The sequence below is a fragment of the Paenibacillus sp. FSL R7-277 genome (assembly GCF_000517965.1).
Lineage (GTDB): Bacteria > Bacillota > Bacilli > Paenibacillales > Paenibacillaceae > Paenibacillus_AQ > Paenibacillus_AQ silagei.
Map to the genome: position 1 here is coordinate 120,654 of NZ_ASPX01000037.1, position 21,311 is coordinate 141,964.

Annotated in this window: 18 protein-coding genes and 1 tRNA gene; 5 read left to right on the forward strand and 14 right to left on the reverse strand. The window is 53.5% G+C overall.

What is annotated here, in order from left to right:
* Positions 1–21: 21 nt before the first annotated feature.
* The 6 genes from C173_RS14760 to lonB form a co-directional block, all read right to left on the reverse strand.
* Positions 22–2,040: an S-layer homology domain-containing protein gene (locus C173_RS14760; protein ID WP_235191895.1), complete on the reverse strand. Its 2,019-nt coding sequence runs from the start codon at positions 2,038–2,040 to the stop codon at positions 22–24.
* Between the two features lie 92 nt (positions 2,041–2,132).
* Positions 2,133–2,915 (reverse strand): tyrosine-protein phosphatase, encoded by a 783-nt coding sequence (locus C173_RS14765; protein WP_036726017.1) that lies wholly within the window; start codon positions 2,913–2,915, stop codon positions 2,133–2,135.
* A 101-nt stretch (positions 2,916–3,016) separates the two neighbouring features.
* Positions 3,017–3,604 carry a hypothetical protein gene (locus C173_RS14770; protein WP_036726018.1) on the reverse strand — a complete coding sequence of 196 codons (588 nt, stop codon included), beginning with the start codon at positions 3,602–3,604 and terminating at the stop codon, positions 3,017–3,019.
* Between the two features lie 30 nt (positions 3,605–3,634).
* Positions 3,635–4,300: a ribosome biogenesis GTP-binding protein YihA/YsxC gene (gene yihA / locus C173_RS14775; protein ID WP_036726020.1), complete on the reverse strand. Its 666-nt coding sequence runs from the start codon at positions 4,298–4,300 to the stop codon at positions 3,635–3,637.
* Positions 4,301–4,312: 12 nt separating this feature from the next.
* On the reverse strand, positions 4,313–6,706 hold the full coding sequence (gene lon, locus C173_RS14780; protein WP_051478059.1) for an endopeptidase La: 2,394 nt from the start codon (positions 6,704–6,706) through the stop codon (positions 4,313–4,315).
* 233 nt (positions 6,707–6,939) lie between these two features.
* Positions 6,940–8,649 (reverse strand): ATP-dependent protease LonB, encoded by a 1,710-nt coding sequence (gene lonB / locus C173_RS14785; protein WP_036726022.1) that lies wholly within the window; start codon positions 8,647–8,649, stop codon positions 6,940–6,942.
* Between the two features lie 189 nt (positions 8,650–8,838).
* Here lonB and C173_RS14790 point away from each other — a divergent pair, with 189 nt between their 5' ends.
* The 4 genes from C173_RS14790 to C173_RS14805 are packed head-to-tail and all read left to right on the forward strand — an operon-like array spanning position 8,839 to position 12,885.
* Entirely contained in the window at positions 8,839–10,302 is a 1,464-nt protein-coding gene (locus C173_RS14790; protein ID WP_051478060.1) for a spore germination protein, read from the forward strand.
* Between the two features lie 18 nt (positions 10,303–10,320).
* A complete protein-coding gene (locus tag C173_RS14795; protein ID WP_036726023.1) occupies positions 10,321–11,541 on the forward strand; it encodes a Ger(x)C family spore germination protein in 1,221 nt (406 codons plus the stop codon).
* Positions 11,538–11,750 carry a hypothetical protein gene (locus C173_RS14800; RefSeq protein ID WP_036726024.1) on the forward strand — a complete coding sequence of 71 codons (213 nt, stop codon included), beginning with the start codon at positions 11,538–11,540 and terminating at the stop codon, positions 11,748–11,750. Before C173_RS14795 ends, C173_RS14800 begins: the two co-directional genes overlap by 4 nt.
* Positions 11,751–11,781: 31 nt before the next feature.
* Positions 11,782–12,885, forward strand: a complete 1,104-nt coding sequence (locus C173_RS14805) for a GerAB/ArcD/ProY family transporter (RefSeq protein WP_036726026.1) — start codon at positions 11,782–11,784, stop codon at positions 12,883–12,885.
* 98 nt (positions 12,886–12,983) lie between these two features.
* Here the strand turns inward: C173_RS14805 and ispG are convergent, their stop codons facing one another.
* The 5 genes from ispG to C173_RS14830 all read right to left on the reverse strand — a co-directional run bounded on the left by ispG (position 12,984) and on the right by C173_RS14830 (position 18,764).
* Positions 12,984–14,123, reverse strand: coding sequence for a flavodoxin-dependent (E)-4-hydroxy-3-methylbut-2-enyl-diphosphate synthase (gene ispG, locus C173_RS14810; protein WP_036726096.1), 1,140 nt, complete (start codon positions 14,121–14,123; stop codon positions 12,984–12,986).
* A gap of 130 nt (positions 14,124–14,253) precedes the next feature.
* A complete protein-coding gene (gene clpX, locus C173_RS14815) occupies positions 14,254–15,510 on the reverse strand; it encodes an ATP-dependent protease ATP-binding subunit ClpX (protein WP_036726028.1) in 1,257 nt (418 codons plus the stop codon).
* Positions 15,511–15,522: 12 nt separating this feature from the next.
* Complete coding sequence (gene clpP, locus C173_RS14820; protein ID WP_036726029.1) at positions 15,523–16,113, reverse strand: ATP-dependent Clp endopeptidase proteolytic subunit ClpP; 591 nt, start codon at positions 16,111–16,113, stop codon at positions 15,523–15,525.
* Between the two features lie 282 nt (positions 16,114–16,395).
* Positions 16,396–17,739 carry a trigger factor gene (gene tig, locus C173_RS14825; protein ID WP_036726030.1) on the reverse strand — a complete coding sequence of 448 codons (1,344 nt, stop codon included), beginning with the start codon at positions 17,737–17,739 and terminating at the stop codon, positions 16,396–16,398.
* A gap of 95 nt (positions 17,740–17,834) precedes the next feature.
* Positions 17,835–18,764 carry a hypothetical protein gene (locus C173_RS14830; RefSeq protein ID WP_036726031.1) on the reverse strand — a complete coding sequence of 310 codons (930 nt, stop codon included), beginning with the start codon at positions 18,762–18,764 and terminating at the stop codon, positions 17,835–17,837.
* 153 nt (positions 18,765–18,917) lie between these two features.
* Here C173_RS14830 and C173_RS14835 point away from each other — a divergent pair.
* A tRNA-Arg gene (locus C173_RS14835) sits at positions 18,918–18,991 on the forward strand.
* A gap of 611 nt (positions 18,992–19,602) precedes the next feature.
* Here the strand turns inward: C173_RS14835 and C173_RS14840 are convergent.
* Genes C173_RS14840 through C173_RS14850 form a run of 3 tightly spaced genes read right to left on the reverse strand, consistent with a single transcriptional unit; the run spans position 19,603 to position 21,289 of the window.
* Positions 19,603–20,046: a hypothetical protein gene (locus C173_RS14840; RefSeq protein ID WP_036726032.1), complete on the reverse strand. Its 444-nt coding sequence runs from the start codon at positions 20,044–20,046 to the stop codon at positions 19,603–19,605.
* Between the two features lie 27 nt (positions 20,047–20,073).
* On the reverse strand, positions 20,074–20,490 hold the full coding sequence (locus C173_RS14845) for a hypothetical protein (protein ID WP_063830915.1): 417 nt from the start codon (positions 20,488–20,490) through the stop codon (positions 20,074–20,076).
* Positions 20,483–21,289, reverse strand: coding sequence for an RQC-minor-1 family DNA-binding protein (locus tag C173_RS14850; protein WP_051478061.1), 807 nt, complete (start codon positions 21,287–21,289; stop codon positions 20,483–20,485). The genes C173_RS14845 and C173_RS14850 overlap by 8 nt, the downstream gene beginning before the upstream one ends.
* Between the last annotated feature and the right edge of the window lie 22 nt (positions 21,290–21,311).

Sequence of the window (21,311 nt, forward strand, 5' to 3'; positions counted from 1 at the left end):
GCTCTCCACAATCCTATTTACTTACTTGAAGTTGATTGTACGGTAGATAATCACTGCAGCTTCAGCACGTGTAGCTGTGTTGTTAGGGTTAAACTTGCCGGCGTTGCCGATCACCAGGTTGTTGCTGGCAGCGAAGGCTACTCCGTCTTTCAGGGAAGCAGCGATCTTGCCTGCATCGGAGAATTTGCTCAGGGAGCTGACATTCGTTGCAGCTTCCGGCTTCTGCGACTTCACGGCACGGGCAATCATCGTTGCCATTTCCGCACGGGTAATCGTTGCACTAGGATCGAACTGGGCTGCACTGCGTCCTGTAATGATGCCCTTCTCAGCAGCAACAGCTACATAAGGAGCATACCAGGCAGTGGAGCTTACATCACCGAAGCTCTGCTTCGCGGAGTTGTTCTCCAGGTTCAGTGCGCGGATCAGCATCTTGGCGAATTCTGCACGGGTCACATTGTTCTTCGGAGCAAAGTTACCGTTGCCTACGCCTTCAATAGCACCCTTGGCTGCTACGACTGAGATCTGTCTTCCAGCCCAAGCCTGAACACTGGCAACATCCTTGAAGCTGACTTTGTTCTCCAGTACAGCGTAGGAAGAGAAGCCGTCACGCGGTTCAGTGATGTGATCACCATCTACAACACCACCCTGGTATTGCAGTTCTTCGTAGACTACCTTCGCAACGGACAGCAGTTCACGGTCAAGGCCTTCTGTATTCTTAAGCGGCAGCTTGATGATGATTGGCTCCTTGAAAGTGGATGTAACCACACCGCCCACAGTCAATTCGAAGTCATATACGCTGGATGCCAGCTTCATGCTGGACAAGGAAGTTACGGTTGTATCTGCTACAGTGGAAGTGGTCAGTGCAATAGCTTCACTGAACTGTCCTACCGGAATCGTTACGGTCAAGCCGTTGAAGGTAATGGCGATGTTGGCAATGCCTTTCGCCTTGGCTGCTTCGATGATTGCTTTGGACAATGGAGCCTCTACTGTTGCCGCGTTCACTGTACCCAAGTCCAGGGTAAGGGTAAGACCTGTCTTACCGGCATTGGCTGCAACCAGTGCATCAAAGGATTTCAGTACGTCAGCATCTACAAGCTTCAGGGTTGCTTTGTCGCCTACAACCGTTACCAGCTTGGATACATCGTACAGACCTGGTGTAGCTGTAGGATTCGTAACTGGAGTTGTTACTGTGCCGCCGCCACCACCGTTTCCGTTGCCAGGGCTAGTTCCAGGGTCGGTTCCAGGACCAGGTGTTACGAGATCATTGATGTAAGCTTTCACATAAGCTGAAGCAAGAGCTTTCACAGCATGCTTCGTTGCTGGAACTGCAATATTCAGGTTCTTCAGGCTCTCCTTCACATCAGCAGGAGAAATGTGGAGATTGTATACTACCTGGCTAACTGTAAGGGCTCCAGCACCTGTGTTATGGTTAAGTACTGCAGTAATAGCATCATTAATCAATTTATCCTGGCTTGCAGGATTAGCGACAATGTCCAGCAGATCAGACTTTGATTTGCTGCTGACCAATGCGCGAAGCTCAGCTTCAACACCATTAGTACCGAACAGGAACTCAATGAAATGATCCGTTGTAAGACCAGTTACGCCAGCCTCAGCTGCAATCTTCTTCAGCAGGGCTACGTTGTCCATATTGTAGCGGATATCCTTAATTGCAGTGTAATCCTTGTCATACACATCATAGACTACACTGGATACGCTCTTGAAAGCTTCATGGGCAGTTGCCACATCCGCATCATCCAGGAAGGTAAGGTTCTTCAATACTGGATCGAAGATCGCTCTGAATGTTGTAAGATCGACAGCGTTTGCTTGATTTTTGTAATTCAGAAGCGCTAATCTGTCGGCTTCTGTAAGCTGAGCATAAATCTTCTCAACCTTCGCCTTCACATCTGCCTGAGATACTGCTGCGGAAGCTGTACTCACTCCAAAATGTTCAGCCAGCCCCTTGCTGCTGAACGGGAATCCGGCAACGGATGCCGCTGCCATGCTTACTGCTAGTGTAGATACTGCTAATTTTTTCTTCAAAGTCACTTGTCATCCACCTCTTGGTATGTATTTGTATTAATAATAGTGCAAGAATCCAGTAATACCCATTCTACCATTAATGACACAGAAGGTCACCCTTTGCGAGAAAAAAATCCGAACAATCTATGAAGTTTGCTGGCAGATTGAATAGAATTAACTCGATTAATCTCCTTATTTGCAAGCATATCGCGCGCATTATGTTGAAAAAAGTCGAATGATTCTTCTCCCAATTCCCGCCGCACCACTCCGTAAGCCTCGCTTAATCCAAAAGGACGGTTCACAGAATCATGCGCATCCGATGCAATAACATGCACGGCATGCTGCCGGCATAATTCGAGCGACAGCTTCTGCAGCTTACTCCCGAAGACGCCGGCTATACTCTGTGCGGTTACCTGTCCCAGGGCACCAAGCTCTATTAAACGCAGCAGCTTAGACGGATCGGCAGCAACCTCCGCATTGCGCTCCGGGTGGGCGATAACCGGCACCATGCCCTGGATGACCAGCTCATGGCAGGTCTCCTCCATCGTGCGGGGCACCCGCGAAGAGGGCATCTCCAGCAAAATATACCGGGAACCGGCAAGCGTCAGCAGTTGTCCGCGCTCCAGATCATCGAGCAGTTCTCCGTAGATCCGGATCTCCTGCCCGGGCAGCACGACCAGCGGATTGCCTGCCTCCTGCAGTTTCGCATTCAGCACCCGCACCGCCGCTTCAATCTCCGGGGCCGGATTCATATAGACTCCGTTAGCATGGTGGGGGGTAGCCATTACAGTTGTAATACCATCGTTATGGGCGTCAAGCGCCATGGCGAGAGCGGCGTCGTAATCAGCGGCTCCGTCATCCATGAAGGGTAGAATGTGGCTATGGATATCTATCATATGTTGTATATCGGTCCCTTCGTAGAGGATATGTATAGTTTTCGCAAAAAAATACAACCATTTCACTAGGAAATGATTGCCAAATTTTAAAACAATATCATTTATGCTTCCAGTCGGAACAGCCGGCCGGCCGCCTCTGCAAGTCTCTCATCGACTTCCTTAATTACTGCCTCTTGCTGACTACGGTTGCGCATATCGAGCAGTCTATCAATCTCTTGCCGGAGCTGCTCAATCTCACATTCTACGCTCTGACGCTTGTAGACAGCCAGCATCTCTGCCACTGAATATTTATGCTGATAGATCAGCTTGGTGCCGCCCGGCCTCACTTCCGAGATCCGGCGCACCGAGCCGCCTTCATAGTAGTACATCATTGTAAGATCCTTATAAATCCGGTTTACGGTCCCCGTGCCCTTATACATGAAGAATAGTTTGCGGACTGCATTAATCAGATGAGGATTCACCACCCTGCAGGACAAGGAACCCATATAGATGCCGCCTTTGCGTTCAAAAGACAGATGGACCTCCTCGCCTCCGGCCTCCTCCAGCACAATCTCCTGTTCTCCCGCGCCTAGTACCTTCACACGGTGACTGATATAGCTGGTATCAGCGGTCAGCAGAAACTGGTTCAGCTGAAATTCGGTCATTTGCATCGTTGCATTCACATATTCCATTGCCAGACGCTGAGCCATAAACATCCCTCAATTCTTAATGACAAACCCTTAAGTCTCGGAAGGCGCTTCGTGCTGCGGTTCATCCCCGGAATCCTGATCATCCGGTTCTGCCGGAAGCTCTTCTTCGGTGGGTAGAGTATGTCTATCTATAAGTTCCCATAATTCGTCTTTGCCAAGTCCAATCTCTGATGAATACGCAATGAAGCTGTCTCCCGGCAGCACACCGAGCTCCTGCTTCATTACCTTGATATGCTTCGGCCAGCGGGTCTTCGGAATTTTGTCCGCTTTGGTAGCCACTACGCAGAGCGGCAGATCGTAGTGCTTCAGCCAGTCAAACATCATCTTGTCATTGGCTGTCGGCGGATGGCGCAGATCCACGACAAGCAGGACCATCTTCAGCGTCTCGCGCTCCGCCATGTACTTTTCGACCATTTTGCCCCAGGAGGCGCGCTGTGTCTTCGAGACCTTGGCGTAGCCGTACCCCGGGAAGTCAACGAAATACATGCTCTCATTCACAAGATAATAGTTCATATGCTGCGTCTTGCCCGGTGTAGAACTGGTGCGGGCCAGATTCTTGCGGTTAATCATCCGGTTGATCAGAGAGGACTTCCCTACATTGGAGCGCCCTGCCAGAGCAATCTCCGGCAAGGCGTCCACTGGGTATTGGTCAGGGCCTACGGCACTGATAATAAATTCGGCGTTGTTAACTTTCATAAGACTTCCTTTCTAATGCACACTACTGGGCGCTTCAATGCTTATTTCTGTATCTGAATCTGAGCCGGTGCTAACTTCTTCTGCATGGTCTACGAGCGCGTGCTTCAGCACCTGGTCCATATGGGATACCGGCACGAACTCGACATCATTACGGACACTCTCAGGAATATCCTTGAGGTCGCGTTCATTATCCTTCGGCATAAGAATCTTCTTGTAGCCTGCACGGTGGGCGGCCAGGGACTTCTCCTTCAGGCCTCCGATCGGCAATACGCGTCCGCGCAGCGTGATCTCGCCGGTCATGGCTACATGCTTGGAGACATAACGCTTGGTGAGCGCGGAGATGAGCGCTGTGGCGATTGTAATCCCTGCGGACGGACCGTCCTTGGGAATCGCACCTTCGGGAATATGGATGTGAATATCGTTCTTCTCGTGAAAATCAGGGGCAAGCCCCAGCTCCTCCGCCTTAGAGCGGGTATAGCTGAAGGCGGCCTGCGCCGACTCCTTCATTACATCGCCGAGCTGTCCGGTCAGCGTCAGCTTCCCGGTGCCCTGAACCACTGTGACTTCAATCAGCAGCGTATCGCCGCCAACCTCTGTCCAGGCCAGCCCGGTAACGGTACCGATCTGATCCTCCAGCTCAGCCATTCCATAACGGAACTTGGAGGCTCCCAAGTAATCCTTGATCTCCTCCGGAAGAATGCTGACGCGTTCCTTCTCTTCCGAGACAATCTGCTTCGCCGCCTTGCGGCAGAGGGCAGCAATCTGCTGCTCCAGATTCCGCACCCCGGATTCGCGGGTGTACTCGCGGACAATCTTCAGCAGCGTATCGTCTCCGATGGACAGCTGCTCTTCCGCAAGGCCATGGCTCTTGCGCTGCTTCGGCAGCAGATAACGGCTGGCAATCTGCAGCTTCTCCAGCTCCGTATAGCCGGGAATGAACAGCATCTCCATCCGGTCCAGCAGCGGACGCGGAATGTTGTGCACGGCATTCGCCGTAGTGACGAACATGACGTTCGACAGGTCGAACGGCAGCTCTACGAAGTGATCGCTGAACGTATTGTTCTGTTCCGGGTCCAGCACCTCCAGCAGGGCCGCCGACGGATCGCCGCGGAAGTCCGCTGCCATCTTGTCGATCTCATCCAGCAGGAAGACCGGGTTGATGCTGCCTGCCGTCTTCATCCCCTGGATGATCCGGCCCGGCATTGCGCCGACATACGTGCGGCGGTGACCCCGGATCTCAGCTTCATCCCGCACACCGCCCAGCGAGATGCGGACGAACTTGCGGTTCAGGGAGCGGGCGATGGAGCGGGCGAGCGAGGTTTTGCCGACGCCCGGAGGACCTACCAGACACAGAATCGGCCCCTTCAGACCCTTGACCAGCTTCTGCACGGCCAGGTATTCCAGCACACGTTCCTTCGGCTTCTCCAGACCATAGTGGTCTGCGTCCAGCACCTCTTCCGCCTTGCGGATATCCAGATCATCTTCCGTGGCTTCGCTCCAGGGCAGACCGAGCAGCCAATCCACGTAGTTGCGGATGACGCTGCCTTCGGCCGAGCTTGCCGGCATTTTCTCCAGACGGTCGATCTCCTTCAGGATCTTCTCCTGCACCCGCTCCGGCAGATTCTTCTCTTCCATCTGGGTGCGCAACTCATCGGCTTCACCGGCCCGGCCTTCCTTCTCGCCAAGCTCCTTCTGGATCGCTTTCATCTGTTCACGCAGGTAATATTCCTTCTGGGTCTTCTCCATCTGCTTCTTCACACGCTGGCTGATCTTGCGTTCGAGCTCCAGCACTTCGCGCTCATTATTGAGGATATCGAGCAGCTTCTCCAGACGCTTGCTGACGTCAATGGTCTCCAGAATCTCCTGTTTGTCCTTGATCTTCAGCGCCAGATGACTGGTGATGACATCCGCCAGCCGCCCAGGCTCCTCGATATCGGAGACCGCAGCGAGTGTCTCTGGCGTTACTTTTTTGGACAAAGTGATGTAGTGTTCGAACTGGCTCAGCACACTGCGCATCAGGGCATCGCTCTCCTGGTCCACATCCTCCTGCTCCGGCAGCTCACGCGCCATCACCTCGTAGTACTCCTCGTTGTCCGTATAATGAATGATCTCAGCCCGCTCTACGCCTTCCACCAGCACACGGATCGTACCATTGGGAAGCTTCAGCATCTGCCGCACATTCGCCACTGTACCCACGCGGAATATATCCTCTTGCCCCGGCTCCTCAATATTAACTTCAGATTGGGAGCAGAGGAGAATAAGATTATCTTCAACCATAGCTTTCTCTAGTGCCCGGACGGACTTCTCACGGCCTACATCCAGATGCAGAACCATACTGGGATATACAAGAAGACCTCTAAGCGGTAATAAAGGAAAACGACGACCTTTGGATTTATTTTGTATCATCGCTTTCGCACCTCCCATGGTTCATAAGTAGTGTCATATGCATTCATTCTAACAAAAGCCGCATGAAAACACCAACAACCCGTATCCGCAATTGGCGTTATTGGCACGCTCACCCATCGGTATGTAGTATTCGCCGAACATTCGTGTCCTATGCCGCTGCTGCTCCCCCTCCTAATCCGCCAAAAAAAATCCCCCGGCAGCTACCCGCCAGAGGATTCTACTATGTGTCTGTCTTACCCGGGCAGACTCTCGCCCGAAGCATCCGCCTTCAGCAGTGAAGGCGCCGAAGAGAAGGTCTCGCCGGATACGGCGGGCATTCTGATGTCTGCCGTATCGGTGCCGAACAGGTGGCGGAAGACTTCCTCCACCGTGTCCACCGGGATCACCCGCAGCGCGCCGAGATCGGCGAACAGCGACTGCCAGTTCTCCTTCGGAATCAGCACAGTCGTTGCTCCCGCCTGGAAGGCTGCCTCCACCTTGGCGACCACGCCGCCGACCGGCTTCACCCGGCCATGGATGCCGACCTCGCCGGTAATCGCCACCGTGTTGTCCACCGGCAGCTGCCGGATGGCAGAGACGATGGCTACCGCCATGGCCACCCCGGCGGACGGGCCGTCAATCGGCGTCCCGCCGGGGAAGTTAATGTGCAGGTCATACTTGTCCGGCTCCAGCTTCATGGAGCGCAGGACGGTCAGCACATTCTCAATCGAGCCCCGGGCCATGCTCTTGCGCCGCACAGTCCGCGAGCCTCCGCGTGTCTCCTCTTCATCGACTACCCCAGTGATATTCAGCCTGCCCGGCCCGTTAAGGGCTGGCGCGGCGGAGACCTCAATCTCCAGCAGTGTGCCCATGCCGGGCCCGTAGACGGCAAGGCCGTTGACCAGTCCGACCTGCGGGGCGGATGGTATCTTACGCTCCGTCCGCAGCGGCAGCTGGCTGCTGCTGGCGACCCATTCCACTTCCGCCGCGCTCAGCGTATCCCGGCCTTCGGTCAGCGCAAGACCCGCAGCCAGCTGAATCATATTCACCGCCTCGCGGCCGTTCGTAGCGTACTGCTGCACAACCTCGACCGCTTCGGGGCTTGGCTTCAGCCCGATCTTCTGGACGGCATCCCGTCCGATCACGGCAATCTCCTCCGGCAGCAGCGGACGGAAATAGATCTCCATGCAGCGCGAACGCAGCGCCGGCGAGATCTCGTCCGGCGACCGTGTCGTGGCTCCGACCAGCCGGAAATCGGCAGGCAGGCCATTTTGGAAGATATCATGAATATACGCTGGCGTATTGCTGTCCTCTGAGTTGTAATAGGCGCTCTCCAGCAGCACCTTGCGGTCCTCCAGCACCTTCAGCAGCTTGTTCATCTGAATGGGATGCAGCTCGCCAATCTCATCGAGGAACAGAATTCCCCCATGCGCCTTGGTTACTGCGCCCGGCTTCGGCTGTGGGACTCCGGCCACCCCCATGGCCCCCGCACCCTGATAGATCGGATCATGCACAGAGCCGATCAGCGGATCGGCAATGCCGCGCTCGTCGAAGCGCGCCGTAGTGGCGTCGATCTCGGTGAATTTGGCATCACGTTTGAATGGCGATAACGCATTCTTCTTCGCTTCTTCCATAACTACCCGCGCCGCTGCCGTCTTGCCTACACCCGGCGGCCCGTAGATAATAACATGCTGCGGATTGGCACTGCATAACGCGGCCTTCAAGGCGCGCAGCCCATCCTTCTGTCCGACGATATCGTCGATGGAGGCGGGGCGTGTCTTTTCCGAGAGCGGCTTGGTCAGTGAGATCATCCGCATCTTCCGCAGCTTGTCCAGCTCCTTGCGCGATTCCCTGTCCACCGCTGTCTTGTTCGTCTTCTGTCCCCGCAGCAGATTCCAAAAATAAACGCCGATGACCAGCGCGAAAAAGAGCTGCACGACCATCAGCAATATACTTAGTTCCATAGGTCACCCTCCTGTATCCTTCCATCTGCATGTTCTGTATTCAGCTTCTACTAGGTAGTATAGCCGTTTCAAACATTCGTAAACTCCGGCGGCAAAAAAACAAAAGCCTCCGCCTCCCTGACGGTCCACATATTGCATACGATTTCCATAATCGGAAAGACTATACGCGAATGACAGGAGGTGAAGCCCATGAGACATACGGAACAGAAAGAAATAACACAGGGGAAGCTGCCGCAATCACTAGATGAATTCACCAATGGGTTGCAGGACCGGCTGGGCATAAGCACAGATATCATCTACCGGTTCATGAAGCTCGGCCCGCTCGCCGCTGTCATTATCTATATTGAAGGCATGGCTGATCCGCAAGAGATGATCCACGCGATCCATGAGGACGAGGATCTGTTCAATGCATTCAGCAACCCTGAGCCGGCAAGCTGCCTGCAGCTGCTGAAGACACGCACCCTCGCACTGGGTAAGGTCGGGGAGGTTCGCGATTATCCCCGGGTAGAGAGGGAGCTGCTGGCCGGCAATTCTATCGTATTCATCGACGGAGGAGAAATCGCCCTCTCTGCCGGAACAGAAGCGCTCAAGCAGCGGGCCGTGGAGGACGCCAGCTCCCAGTCCGTGGTCAGAGGGCCGCGCGAAGGCTTCACAGAATCCCTGCGGGATAATACCGCGCTCATCCGCCGGAGAATCCAGAATCCGAAGCTGCGCATTGAAGAGAGAATTCTCGGGAAACAGACACAGACCAACATAGCAGTCATGTATATTGAAGGCAATGTTGATCCGGGAGTGCTGCAAGAGCTGCGCAGACGGCTGGATGCGGCCAGACTCGACAGCGTGCTGGAGAGCAATTACATTGAGGAGATGATTCAGGACCGGCAATACAGCCCTTTTCCTACGGTCTACAATACGGAACGCCCGGATTCCGCCGCATCCGCACTGCTCGAAGGACGGATTACCGTTCTGGTGGAAGGCACGCCGTTCGTGCTGATCGTCCCTGCGCTGTTCGTGCAGTTCTTCCAGTCCAGTGAGGATTACTACCAGCGGAGCGATTTTGCCAGCCTGGTCCGTATCCTCCGGTATTTCTGTTTCGCGGTGGCTCTGCTGACCCCCGCCTTCTATATTGCGATTACCACGTTCCACCAGGAGATGATTCCGACATCCCTGCTGATCAGCCTGATTGGACAGCGTCAAGGTATTCCGTTCCCGGCCTTCTTTGAAGCCTCCCTTATGGAGATTACCTTCGAGATTCTGCGCGAAGCCGGCATTCGCCTGCCCAAGTCAATCGGCCAGTCCGTATCTATTGTCGGCACGCTGGTTATTGGCCAGGCTGCGGTGGATGCGGGGCTGGTGTCGGCCGCTATGGTTATCGTAGTCGCCATTACCGCCATCTCCAACTTCGCTCTACCAGCATTCAACATCGGCATTTCGGTACGGATTCTACGCTTCGGGATGATGGTAATCGGCGCCTCCTTCGGCCTGTACGGGATTATTGTCGCCTTATTAATTCTGGGACTGCATCTATGCAGCCTGGAATCCATGGGCCTCCCTTACATGACCTCCTTCGCACCCTGGCAGTGGAAGAGCCAAAAGGACAGCCTAATCCGGATGTCCAGGCGGAGCATGAAGAAATACACGGGGCATAACTGACAGAGAGGAGTGCTTCCTATGAATACCCAACGTTTCCAACAAGTCCTCCCGGTTCTTCTTCTGGTCTTCAGTCTGGCGGTATTACCCGGATGCTGGAGCAGCAAGGAGTTGAACGAGCTGGCCGTGGTCATGGCGCTGGGGATTGATACCGCTCCTCAGGGTTACGCCGTGTCCGCTCAGGTGCTGAATTCCGGGGAAGCCCGTAATAATAAAGGGGAATCCGGCAAAAGCCTGCCGGTTCTCACCTACAAAGCCACCGGACAGACCGTCCCCGACGCTCTGCAGCATATACTCAGCGCCGCACCGCACGCTCTCTATTTATCCCATGTCCGGGTTCTGGTTCTGGGGGAAGAGCTGGCCCGGCAAGGGGTCAGTGACATTATGGACTTCATTACACGGAACCATCAGCTCCGCAGTGATTTTTTCCTGGTGGTTGCGAAGCATTCCCAAGCCTCTGACATTCTGGAGATTAACACACCGCTCGAGCAGATTCCCGCCAATTCGCTCTACTCCTCCATTATGGTCTCCCACAAAAACTGGGCGGCTACCGGCAGCATCACCTTGCAGCAATTCATTCTTGAGCTGGAGCGCGGCGGCTCCAATCCTATTATGTCCGGCGTGCAGCTTAAAGGAGATAAGTCGGAGGGGGGCACGCTCCAAAACGTCCAATCCATTGTGCCAAAGTCACAGATTGTCCAGGCGGGAATGGCCATCTTCAAAAAAGACCGCCTGGTCGGCTGGCTGGGGGAGAGCACAAGCAAGACCGTCAATTATACACTAAATGAAGTAAGCTCTACTAACGGCAATGTCACCTGCCCCGATGGAGGCAAGATTGGATTCATCGTCACCCGCTCCGAGAGCCGTATCCATCCCCGGATCGGCCCGGACAGTAAGCCCGAATTCACGGTGAGGATCAATGTCGAGGTCGACCTTACTACGATCCAGAGCACCATGGATCTCAGCAAGCCAGCCAATGTGGAGACGCTCCAAACCGAAATCGAGAAGAAATACAAAACAGTGATGAGCAGGAATATTCAAAATGTGCAGAAGACGTTTGCCTCTGACATCTTCGGCTTCGGCGAAGCGCTGCACCGCAAATATCCCCGGCTCTGGAGAACCTACCGTGAGGAGTGGGACGAGCATTTCAAGCAGGTGAAGATAAGCGTAGACTGTGATGCGCATGTCCGGCGGATCGGTTCAATTGATCAGCCGCAGAGAAGGGAGATGGAGTCTAAATGAACTGGGATGGGCTGCTGCTTCTGATCCTGCTGGTTGCCGCCGTTACGCAGCTCCCTCAGTTGATCAGGCTGCGTTCTCCGCAGGATACGGCGGTCTTCTGCGTGCTCTGGCTGCTTACTGCTTCAGCCACCATTGCCGACATGGCAGGCTCTACTGTGATCCGGCCCATGAACTGGGTAGAGAGCATCGTTAAGCTGCTTCACTTGTAACCAGTAATTGAACTGAAAGGGTGACAGACCTGTGAGCAAGTCCAAGAAGCTCTCCTCCGTGCAATTCTTCATCCTGACCTTCGGGCTCGCCACCGGAACCTCCATCCTTGATTTGCCCGGCTCCATAGCACTGGTCGCCAGAGAGGATGCCTGGATCGCCGCCCTCATCAGCCTGCTCATCAATCTTTTGATGGCTGGTTTATGTCTCGCTCTCTCCCGCCTGTATCCGGGCCAGAATCTGTTTGAAATTCTGGAGTCCGTGCTGGGCCGATGGCCGGGCAAGGCATTTTCGCTCATCTACTTATTCTATTTCCTCACCCTTACCAGTACGTTACTCGGAGATATGGGAACCTTCATCACCACAGAGGTGATGCCTGAAACCCCGCAAGAGGCGATCAAGTTGATATTCCTCCTCGTTATCGTCATCGGTGCCCGGAAGGGTATCATTATCCTGGCCCGATTAGGTGAGCTGCTCTTCCCCTGGCTGCTGCTGCTGCTGATGCTGCTCATTCTGGCCCTGATTCCTCAAGTCACCTGGACGCATATTCTTCCCGTCATGGAGGATGGCGCTGGACCGTCTCTGTCTGCCGGCATCCAATCCTCCATGTTCCAGGAGCCCATTGTATTAATGGGCTTCCTCCCTCTGGTGAAGCTGCCTGGTAAGCAGGCGCGGGCTTTGCTCGGCGGAATGACCGCCGGCGGGCTGATCCTCTTCGTGCTGGTACTGCTTAGCGTAATGGTCCTCGGGATTGAACAGACCTCGAACAGCATTTACCCGGTGTTCGTTCTGGCGAAGACCATTAATATCGGCAACGTGCTGCAACGGGTAGAGGGGGTATTGATTACAATCTGGATTATGACCTTCTTCATCAAAATATCGCTGCTCTTCCTGCTGCTCCTGCAAAACTTGCAGACCGTCTTCCGCCTGAAACGCACCTCTCATCTGATCTATCCTTTGGCAGTCCTGTTATTCGTCTTAGCCTCCAATGTTTATATCAACATAGTGTATGTGCTAGATATAGCCCAAAATGTCTGGTGGAAATTCGCCGCCATCCACCTCGTATTTGTTCCGCTGGTCGTGTATCTGATCGCACTGATCCGCCAGAAACTGGGCACCTCCGCAGCCAGGTCTTAAGATTCTGCTGCCTGGGTTAGCGCTGCCGGACATACCAAAAAGCCCTGCCCGCTTGCGGATCATCTCCGGGCGGACAGGGCATGATGCTATATATAGTATTAGTTCCCGGTATTGCCGGCTGGCGTTGCCGGAGCCAGTCCGGCATGACTACGGCCGGGAATCTCGCCAGTCGCCTCAAAATGCTCCACAATAATGTCAATCTCCTTCTTCAGCTCGGAGACCAGCTCCGCCTCAGGCACCTTGCGGATCATCTTGCCGTAACGGAACAACAGCCCTTCTCCGCGCGCACCGGCGATGCCGATGTCCGCTTCTCTGGCTTCCCCCGGACCATTCACCGCACAGCCGAGGACGGATACCTTAATCGGCACCTTCAGCTTGGAGATGTACTCCTCCACTTCGTTCGCAATCGAGAAGAGGTCAATATCCAGGCGTCCGCAGGTCGGGCAGGAGATCAGAGTTGCCGCATTCGAGATCAGACCGAAGGTCTTCAGCAGCTCACGCGCTACCTTCACTTCCTCCACCGGATCAGCACTCAGGGAGATCCGCACTGTACTGCCGATGCCCATGGAGAGCAGCGCGCCAATCCCGGCGGAGCTCTTCACTGTTCCGGCGAACAGAGTACCGGACTCGGTAATCCCCAGATGCAGCGGATAAGGAATGACCTCCGCTGCCTTGCGGTAGGCTTCGATGGCCATCGGCACATCGGACGCCTTCAGCGATACGATAATATCGTGGAAGTCCAGCTCCTCCAGGATGCCGATATGGTACAAGGCACTCTCAACCATCGCCTCCGGTGTAGGATAACCGTATTTCTCCAGCAGGTGATTCTCCAGTGAACCGGCGTTAACCCCGATACGGATCGGTATCCCCTTCTCCTTACAGGCCTTAACGACAGCTTCCACCTTATCACGGCGTCCGATATTGCCGGGATTGATCCGCACCTTGTCGATGCCGTTCTCAATCGCCAGCAGGGCCAGCTTGTAATTGAAATGAATATCCGCTACGAGCGGGATATGAATCTGCTTCTTGATTTCCTTAATCGCTGCTGCCGCTTCTTCATTGTTGACCGTTACCCGCACGAGCTGACAGCCGGCTTCCTCCAGCCGCAGAATCTCGGCCACAGTTGCCTCCACATCAGCAGTCTTGGTCGTACACATGCTTTGGATGGCAACCTCGTTGTTACCCCCGATAATCACTCCGCCAACATTGACGGGACGGGTCTGGTGTCTCAGGAACATGGTTTTCTCCCCCATAACGATCAAAGCTCCACCCTCCCCGCCCCCGCAGGTCATGCGGGGTATGCGGGAGAAAGTGGAGACCCTGAGCTGTATTGTTAAGCCGTGTCAGGCCCGGTTATTTAAGCCTGGCTTACGCGCTTTCTTCTTTTTTCTTATCCTTCTTGAGACTGAGCTCCGGCAGTGACTTCTCCTGGACGACTTGCTCGGTAATGACACAATCCTTGATGTCATCGCGCGAAGGCACCTCGTACATCACATCAAGCATAATGCTCTCGATGATGGCACGCAGTCCACGCGCACCGGTGTTGCGCTTGATCGCTTCCTTCGCAATCGCTTCAAGAGCAAGCGGCTCGAACTTCAGAGCTACATTATCCATCTCCAGCAGCTTCACATACTGCTTCACGAGCGCATTCTTAGGCTCGGAGAGAATACGAACCAGGGTGCTCTCATCAAGCGGCTCCAAGGTCGAGATCACCGGCAGACGGCCGACGAACTCTGGGATAAGACCGAACTTCAGCAGATCCTCAGGCAATACCATGGACAGGTATTCACCGGCCTTGAGGTCCTTCTGTCCTTCAACCGCAGCGTTGAAGCCGATGACTTTTTTGCCGATACGGCGCTTGATCATCTGCTCCAGGCCGTCGAAGGCACCGCCTACGATGAACAGAATGTTCGTAGTATCAATCTGGATGAATTCCTGATGAGGATGCTTGCGTCCGCCTTGCGGTGGAACTGAAGCGACTGTACCTTCCAGAATCTTCAACAGCGCCTGCTGAACGCCTTCACCGGATACGTCACGGGTAATGGACGGGTTCTCGGATTTACGCGCTACCTTGTCAATTTCGTCTATATAGATAATGCCGCGTTCGGCTTTCTCCACATCATAATCAGCCGCTTGAATCAGCTTCAGGAGGATGTTCTCAACGTCTTCACCCACATAACCGGCTTCCGTAAGGGAAGTGGCATCTGCAATGGCAAAAGGCACGTTGATGATCTTCGCCATTGTCTGCGCCAGCAGGGTCTTACCGGAGCCTGTAGGTCCGAGCAGCAGAATGTTGCTTTTCGTCAGCTCCACATCTTCAATCTTGCTCTGGCTGTTCACACGCTTGTAGTGATTGTATACAGCGACGGAGAGCGATTTCTTCGCTTGCTCCTGGCCGATAACGTATTGATCCAGAATATCACGGATTTCCTTCGGTTTCGGAATATCCTTCATATCCAGCTCTTCCTCGTGGCCAAGCTCCTCTTCCACAATCTCCGTGCACAGCTCGATGCATTCGTCACATATATAAACGCCAGGTCCCGCTACGAGCTTACGAACCTGCTCTTGTGATTTGCCGCAAAAGGAACATTTCAATTGTCCTTTTTCATCGTTAAATTTAAACATCTTACCACCCCTTTAAGATATGATCGGTGAAGAGAGTACCTGGTCAATGAGCCCGTATTCCTTCGCTTCTTCCGCGCTCATGAAGTTATCGCGGTCTGTATCCCGTTCGATTTTGTCAAGGGGCTGACCTGTGCGCTCTACATAAATCTGATTCAGCTTCGCCTTGGTCTTGAGGATCCAGTCGGTATGAATCCAGATGTCGGACGCCTGCCCCTGAACGCCGCCAAGCGGCTGATGAATCATAACCTCGCTGTTGGTCAGCGCATATCTCTTGCCGGGCGCTCCGGCTGTCAGGAGCAATGATCCCATACTGGCTGCCATCCCTACGCAAATCGTTGAAACATCCGGTTTGATATATTGCATCGTATCATATATACCCATGCCGGCTGTGACAGAACCACCGGGCGAGTTGAGGTACAAGTGAATGTCTTTTTCGGGGTCATCTGCTGCCAGGAACAGCAACTGCGCAATAACCAGATTGGCGACATCATCGTCAATCGCACTGCTCAGGAAGATGATGCGATCCTTGAGCAATCTGGAATAGATATCGTATGAGCGTTCTCCCCGGCTTGTCGTTTCCACAACCATTGGTACCAGACTCATGCCACCAACCTCTTTTCTCTATACAGATTAGTCTTTCCGTTTCAGAAATATTTTAACACGTTCAAAGCGGGATGTCATTTATTCACTGTGCCCCTAAACCGCATTGCTCATGTGCATGCCATTATAACGCAATTCCACGGACAATGCCAATTGACGGATTCATGATATGTACTACCAAACGCCCGGCCCCCGATAAAAATAAGGCACGTAACAAAAACTTACGTGCCTTATCAAATCTCTATGGAGGCTAATGGATAGCCGTTCTAGGTAAAGGATTGTAGCTTACTCAGCCTTTGCTTCTTCTGCTGCCGCTTCTTCTGCAGGTGCAGCCGGAGCTTCAACTTCCACGCTGTTGCTAACGAGGAATTCGATGGTCTTGCGCAGGGAGATCTCATCGTTCAGGCTGCTCAGGGAACCGTTGGCTGCCAGAATGCTGCGGATTTCTTCAGGAGTACGCTTGTAAGCTTCAGCCATAGTAGCCAGCTCTTGCGTAACTTCTTCTTCCGACACTTCGATCTTCTCTTCCTTAGCAATAACTTCCAGAACAAGGTTGTTACGAACGCGCTTCTCAGCATCGCCCTTCATTTGTCCCTGCAGGTCTTCACGAGTCTGGCCCGAGAAGCTGAGGAACATATCCATGTTCATGCCCTGCTGACGGAGACGGGTATCGAAGTCACGAACCATGTTCTCCACTTCGCTGGCGATCATGGCTTCAGGAATTTCCACTTCAGCATTAGCTGCTGCTGCGTCAACTACCGCGGATTCACGAACGCTCTTCAGCTCTTCCTGCTTACGGGATTCGAGCTGTGCTTTCAGGTCTGCTTTGTATTCTTCCAGTGTGTCGAATTCACTAACATCCTTGGCGAATTCATCATCCAGCTCAGGAAGCTGTTTGCGCTTGATTTCGTGCAGCTTCACTTTGAATACAGCAGCTTTGCCTGCGAGTTCAGCAGCGTGGTAAGTCTCAGGGAAGGTTACTTCAACATCCTTGAAGTCTCCAGTGGACATGCCCACTACCTGCTCTTCGAATCCTGGAATGAAGGAATTGCTGCCCAGCTCCAGGGAATGACGCTCAGCCTGTCCGCCTTCGAATGGAACGCCATCAACTGAACCGTCAAAATCAATTACTGTGATGTCGCCGTTCGCTGCTGCTCCTTCTTCAATGACAACAAGCTCAGCGTGACGCTCTTGCAGACGCTTCAGTTCAGCATCCAGCTCTTCGTCAGTGACTTCTGCCTTCTGCACTGGTACTTCTAGACCTTTGTACTCGCCCAGCTTCACTTCTGGCTTAACTGTGATCTTCGCTTTGAAGATGAACGGCTGGCCCTTGGCGAATTGCTCGATGTCCACTTCAGGACGGTCTACAGGGAAGATGTCAGTCTGTTCAACGGCTTCGCCGTAAGCTTCAGGAAGAAGAATGTCGATAGCATCCTGATACAGGCTTTCAACACCGAAACGGGATTCAAAAATCGGCCGCGGTACTTTACCTTTACGGAATCCAGGTACGTTTGCTTTCTTTACCACTTTATTAAAGGCTTTGTCGAGTGCTGCAGCTACGCGGTCTGCTTCTACTTCGACTTCAAGAACTCCGAGGTTCTTCTCTATCTTTTCCCAAGTTGCTTTCATAATATACTTTTCCCTCCAAAAATAGGTTACATGTTTACTTAAATAGTCCAACATTTCACGCACAGAATAACCACTATATTATATACAACATTACTTTATTTATCAAGTAGAGAACTCTTCACGAATCCCCTGAGCGAACGGTAGGCCCCCTCAAATTGGAAGCGCATGCTATCGGTGATGCCGTACATCCCCCGTGTTTCCTCTTCTTTGCGGTTCCCGTTCAGGCTCTCCGACACCATCTGGTGCAGGGCCCCCGCCCAAATATCCAGCTGCGAATATTCCCCGTCCAGCAGCTTGCGGTAATCCGCCGTCCCGTAGATGGACATGACGAACTGCCCCCACAGCTCCTGGGCAAAATAATACAGCGTCGGCTCATGCACCTCCGCCTGCTCTGCCACCCGTTCCAGCACCTGGCTGATCTGCGGCGGGAATTCGTCGTTCTGCAGCGGCACGGTCTCGATCTCCACCTCAGCGGCCTCATGGCCCCGGCTCAGCCTGATTGCCCCCTGAGCCCCTCTGCGCCGCAGCGTCTGCAGCGTGCGGAATTGCAGCAGCGGATGCACCTCCGCCTGCTGCAGCCAGCCGGTCAGCGCTTCATCCACCCCGCTCCCCTCCAGGTAGGAGAGCTGCTCCAGCGCCAGCACTGTCGCTTCAGACAGCGGTTCGTTCATCACCCGCTTCAGCAGCTTATCCGGGTACTCCGCATCCTCCTCCAGCTTGGATCTGGCCAGAATCCGGGCCATGTCCTCTTCCCCCAGATCCATATCCTCCGCATCCGGGGCATCCTCCCCGTCACCGCCCTGCGCCGCGTAGGGGAAGGCCGCCGCCAGCCATTCCAGCAGCGACCGCCATTCCTCGTAGTGCCGCTCTTCCTGTCCCTGGCACTGCAGCAAAAAACGCAACAGCTCCATCGCTTCCCCGTAACGTTCATTCTCCAGCATAACTGTGAGCTGAATCTGGTAGTAATCCAGGGTCTTGGGAAACAGCACGATGTTCTCTTTGGCGGGGGAATTGAATTGATTCATGAGGGCACCTCCTTTTCTCCGAACTGTAATCGCTTCTGAACCTTAATCAATTGTAGATTATAGCATATCCCTGCCCGGTTTCAAAAAAACAAGTTGAAAAAGTTAACTATGTATGATAACATAATTTTTGCTTGCTTTTCAGTCAGTCTTCATGTCCCGGTAGCTCAGTTGGATAGAGCATGCGCCTTCTAAGCGCACGGTCGGGGGTTCGAATCCCTTCCGGGACGTCATAGAAACAGCCTTCCTTCGGGAGGGCTGTTTTGTTGTCCGGGGGATGAGACCCCCCCTTTTTTTGAGTAGGATCAGGGTGAGCACTTGGGTGAACGCTGCAAGAACGGACCGTTGTTCCAATCGCTGTGTTTTCCAGATTTTTTTCATTCCCCTAATCGGTGAAAATCCGGAAACCAAGGCGAACGCTATCGCTTTTCCACAATCGTTCCGTCCTCTCCGCTGTTTGAGCGGGAAATGAATGTTCAAAGAAACCACCACTACTAGGTAGTGGAGGATGAGAACCATGCAGGAACTATGCGGACTGGAGATCCTTTATTTCGGCGGATCACGCCTGTCCACAGGGCCATGCGGACTCAGGGGTCGTTAAGTAACCTGTTTCTTCGCATTTTCTGCTCAAATGAACAGTTTAACGTCCTCTGAGTCCGTTTAAGACAGAAAAGTTGGTTTTTTCGGCGAATAGCGTACCCTCAGTCCGGATACATCTGCTGGTGGCTACATGTCAATTCGTTCATCTTGAACCGGCTGCCTGGGAGGATGCCCGAGTAACAGCGAACCCGGCACAAACACAGGAGTTCCTTTATTTCGGCGGACCAGGCCTGCCCACAGATCATGCGGACTCAGGGGCCGTTAAATGTAAGCTGAATTCGTCCAACAGCTCCTGGTCTGTCATCTTTGAGAGGCGAATCTTCTGATCAACCTTAATTTTCCATTCCGGAATTTCCTGGACAGACTCCATGAACGGGTCCAATAGCCGAAGATCACAATTCTTCAAAATTCCCAGCACCAGAAATCTTGTATTATAGTGGGTGGAAGGAGATTGGTACCAAGCCAGCAGCTCACGGATCGTTTCCTCGGTCTGCGGGAACTTATAGGCATGGAACAGGTGAACCTCTTCGGTATCCTTGCATTGCTTCAGCTTTTGTAACACAAGCGGCATCAGCGTATTATCGTGCTCATACAAGAAACTGTCGGCAAAATACCTCAAAGCGGTATTGCTCACAGCCGGCTCCGGATGGAGAATAAAGCTTTTGACTTGTTCGGTATTGAACATTAGCAGGTCCCCCTCTTATTATGTTGCTTACTCACCCTTCGGCTGCATATTCCAACTAGTCAACGATGGATTTCGAGGTACCTCCTGCTTAGCCGGCACATAATGAGTAGCGTAATGTTTCTCAACATTGGGATCTCCGGACTTTGAAAAGCGGAGCGGTCGCTTTGGGCCTTTGCCCCACCTCATATAGGCGGTGTAAGACGGCTTCAAATGAAGCTCTCGCGCGTTCTCGCGAAGCAGCGACATGATAAAGCTGAATTGAGACAGATTGCCCTGAAGTACACGTTCCAAATATGGCACTCTTCCGAAGCGCCACTCTTCTACGAGCTTAGAAGTGATTTTCCCGATCCTCAAGAATACATCCAGGGGACTTACGAAACCCTTCTCCGAAACGATTTCATTGACCACATGGCGTACCTTCGTTCGCAGTTCAAGCCTATTCATGTAAGGACTCCTCCTGATGCAGGCAATCGGGACACTTCTCCGGAAAGTAAATGCCATCTGCCCGGTAGCAGCTAAAATCAAGGTGATCGAATACATACGGATAGCCGCATTCCGCACACTGCAGCAGCACTGGATCGCGCGAACGTACAATCAGTGATTGCGCACGTTCCCGCAGCAGCTCATGCCACTCCATCTCCACCAGCCGTTCGCGCTCATTCAGGTCTGCTATTACCTGCCTGATCTCAGCCTGTACCTTCCTGAACTCTATGGGCTGCCATTGCTGTAAAAAAGGGATGTATTTCCGGTCACCGGAACACAGGATTTTGAACAGGAACATCAGAATCATCCCCCGGTTCCGGTCCTTCAGATACTCCATACTGACCGGCGTGATCCCTTGGTCCAGCCAGTTCTCCCACTCCCGCAGCAGCTCCTCCGTCGCCCGCTCCCGCCGGACGGTCCAGCCGTAGACGGTGAACTCGATCAAGGGAAGCTTCCCGGACAGCTCGGTCTTCAGGTACCCGGCTTCGATGAGGACATCCACCTTCTCCATGATCTGCTCCATCGTCAGTTCGCGGAAGAAGCCATAGGCAGGAGTGTGATCCAAGCCGAGTTCAAGCAGCTTCTTCTCCTTCGAGCCCTTCAGGATCTCGGCCAAAAGCGTACGCCTCCCGGCGGCGATAATCTCATCGGCTGCCTGCAGAATGGCTAGCAGCTCCGGCCTTGGCAGCGGTGTATTCAAGGGATACTCGGTCGTCTGCTTCCGGTTCGGCTTACGGCGACTCTTCTTCTGCGTACTCACAGCGTTCTGCCTCCTTGTCCTT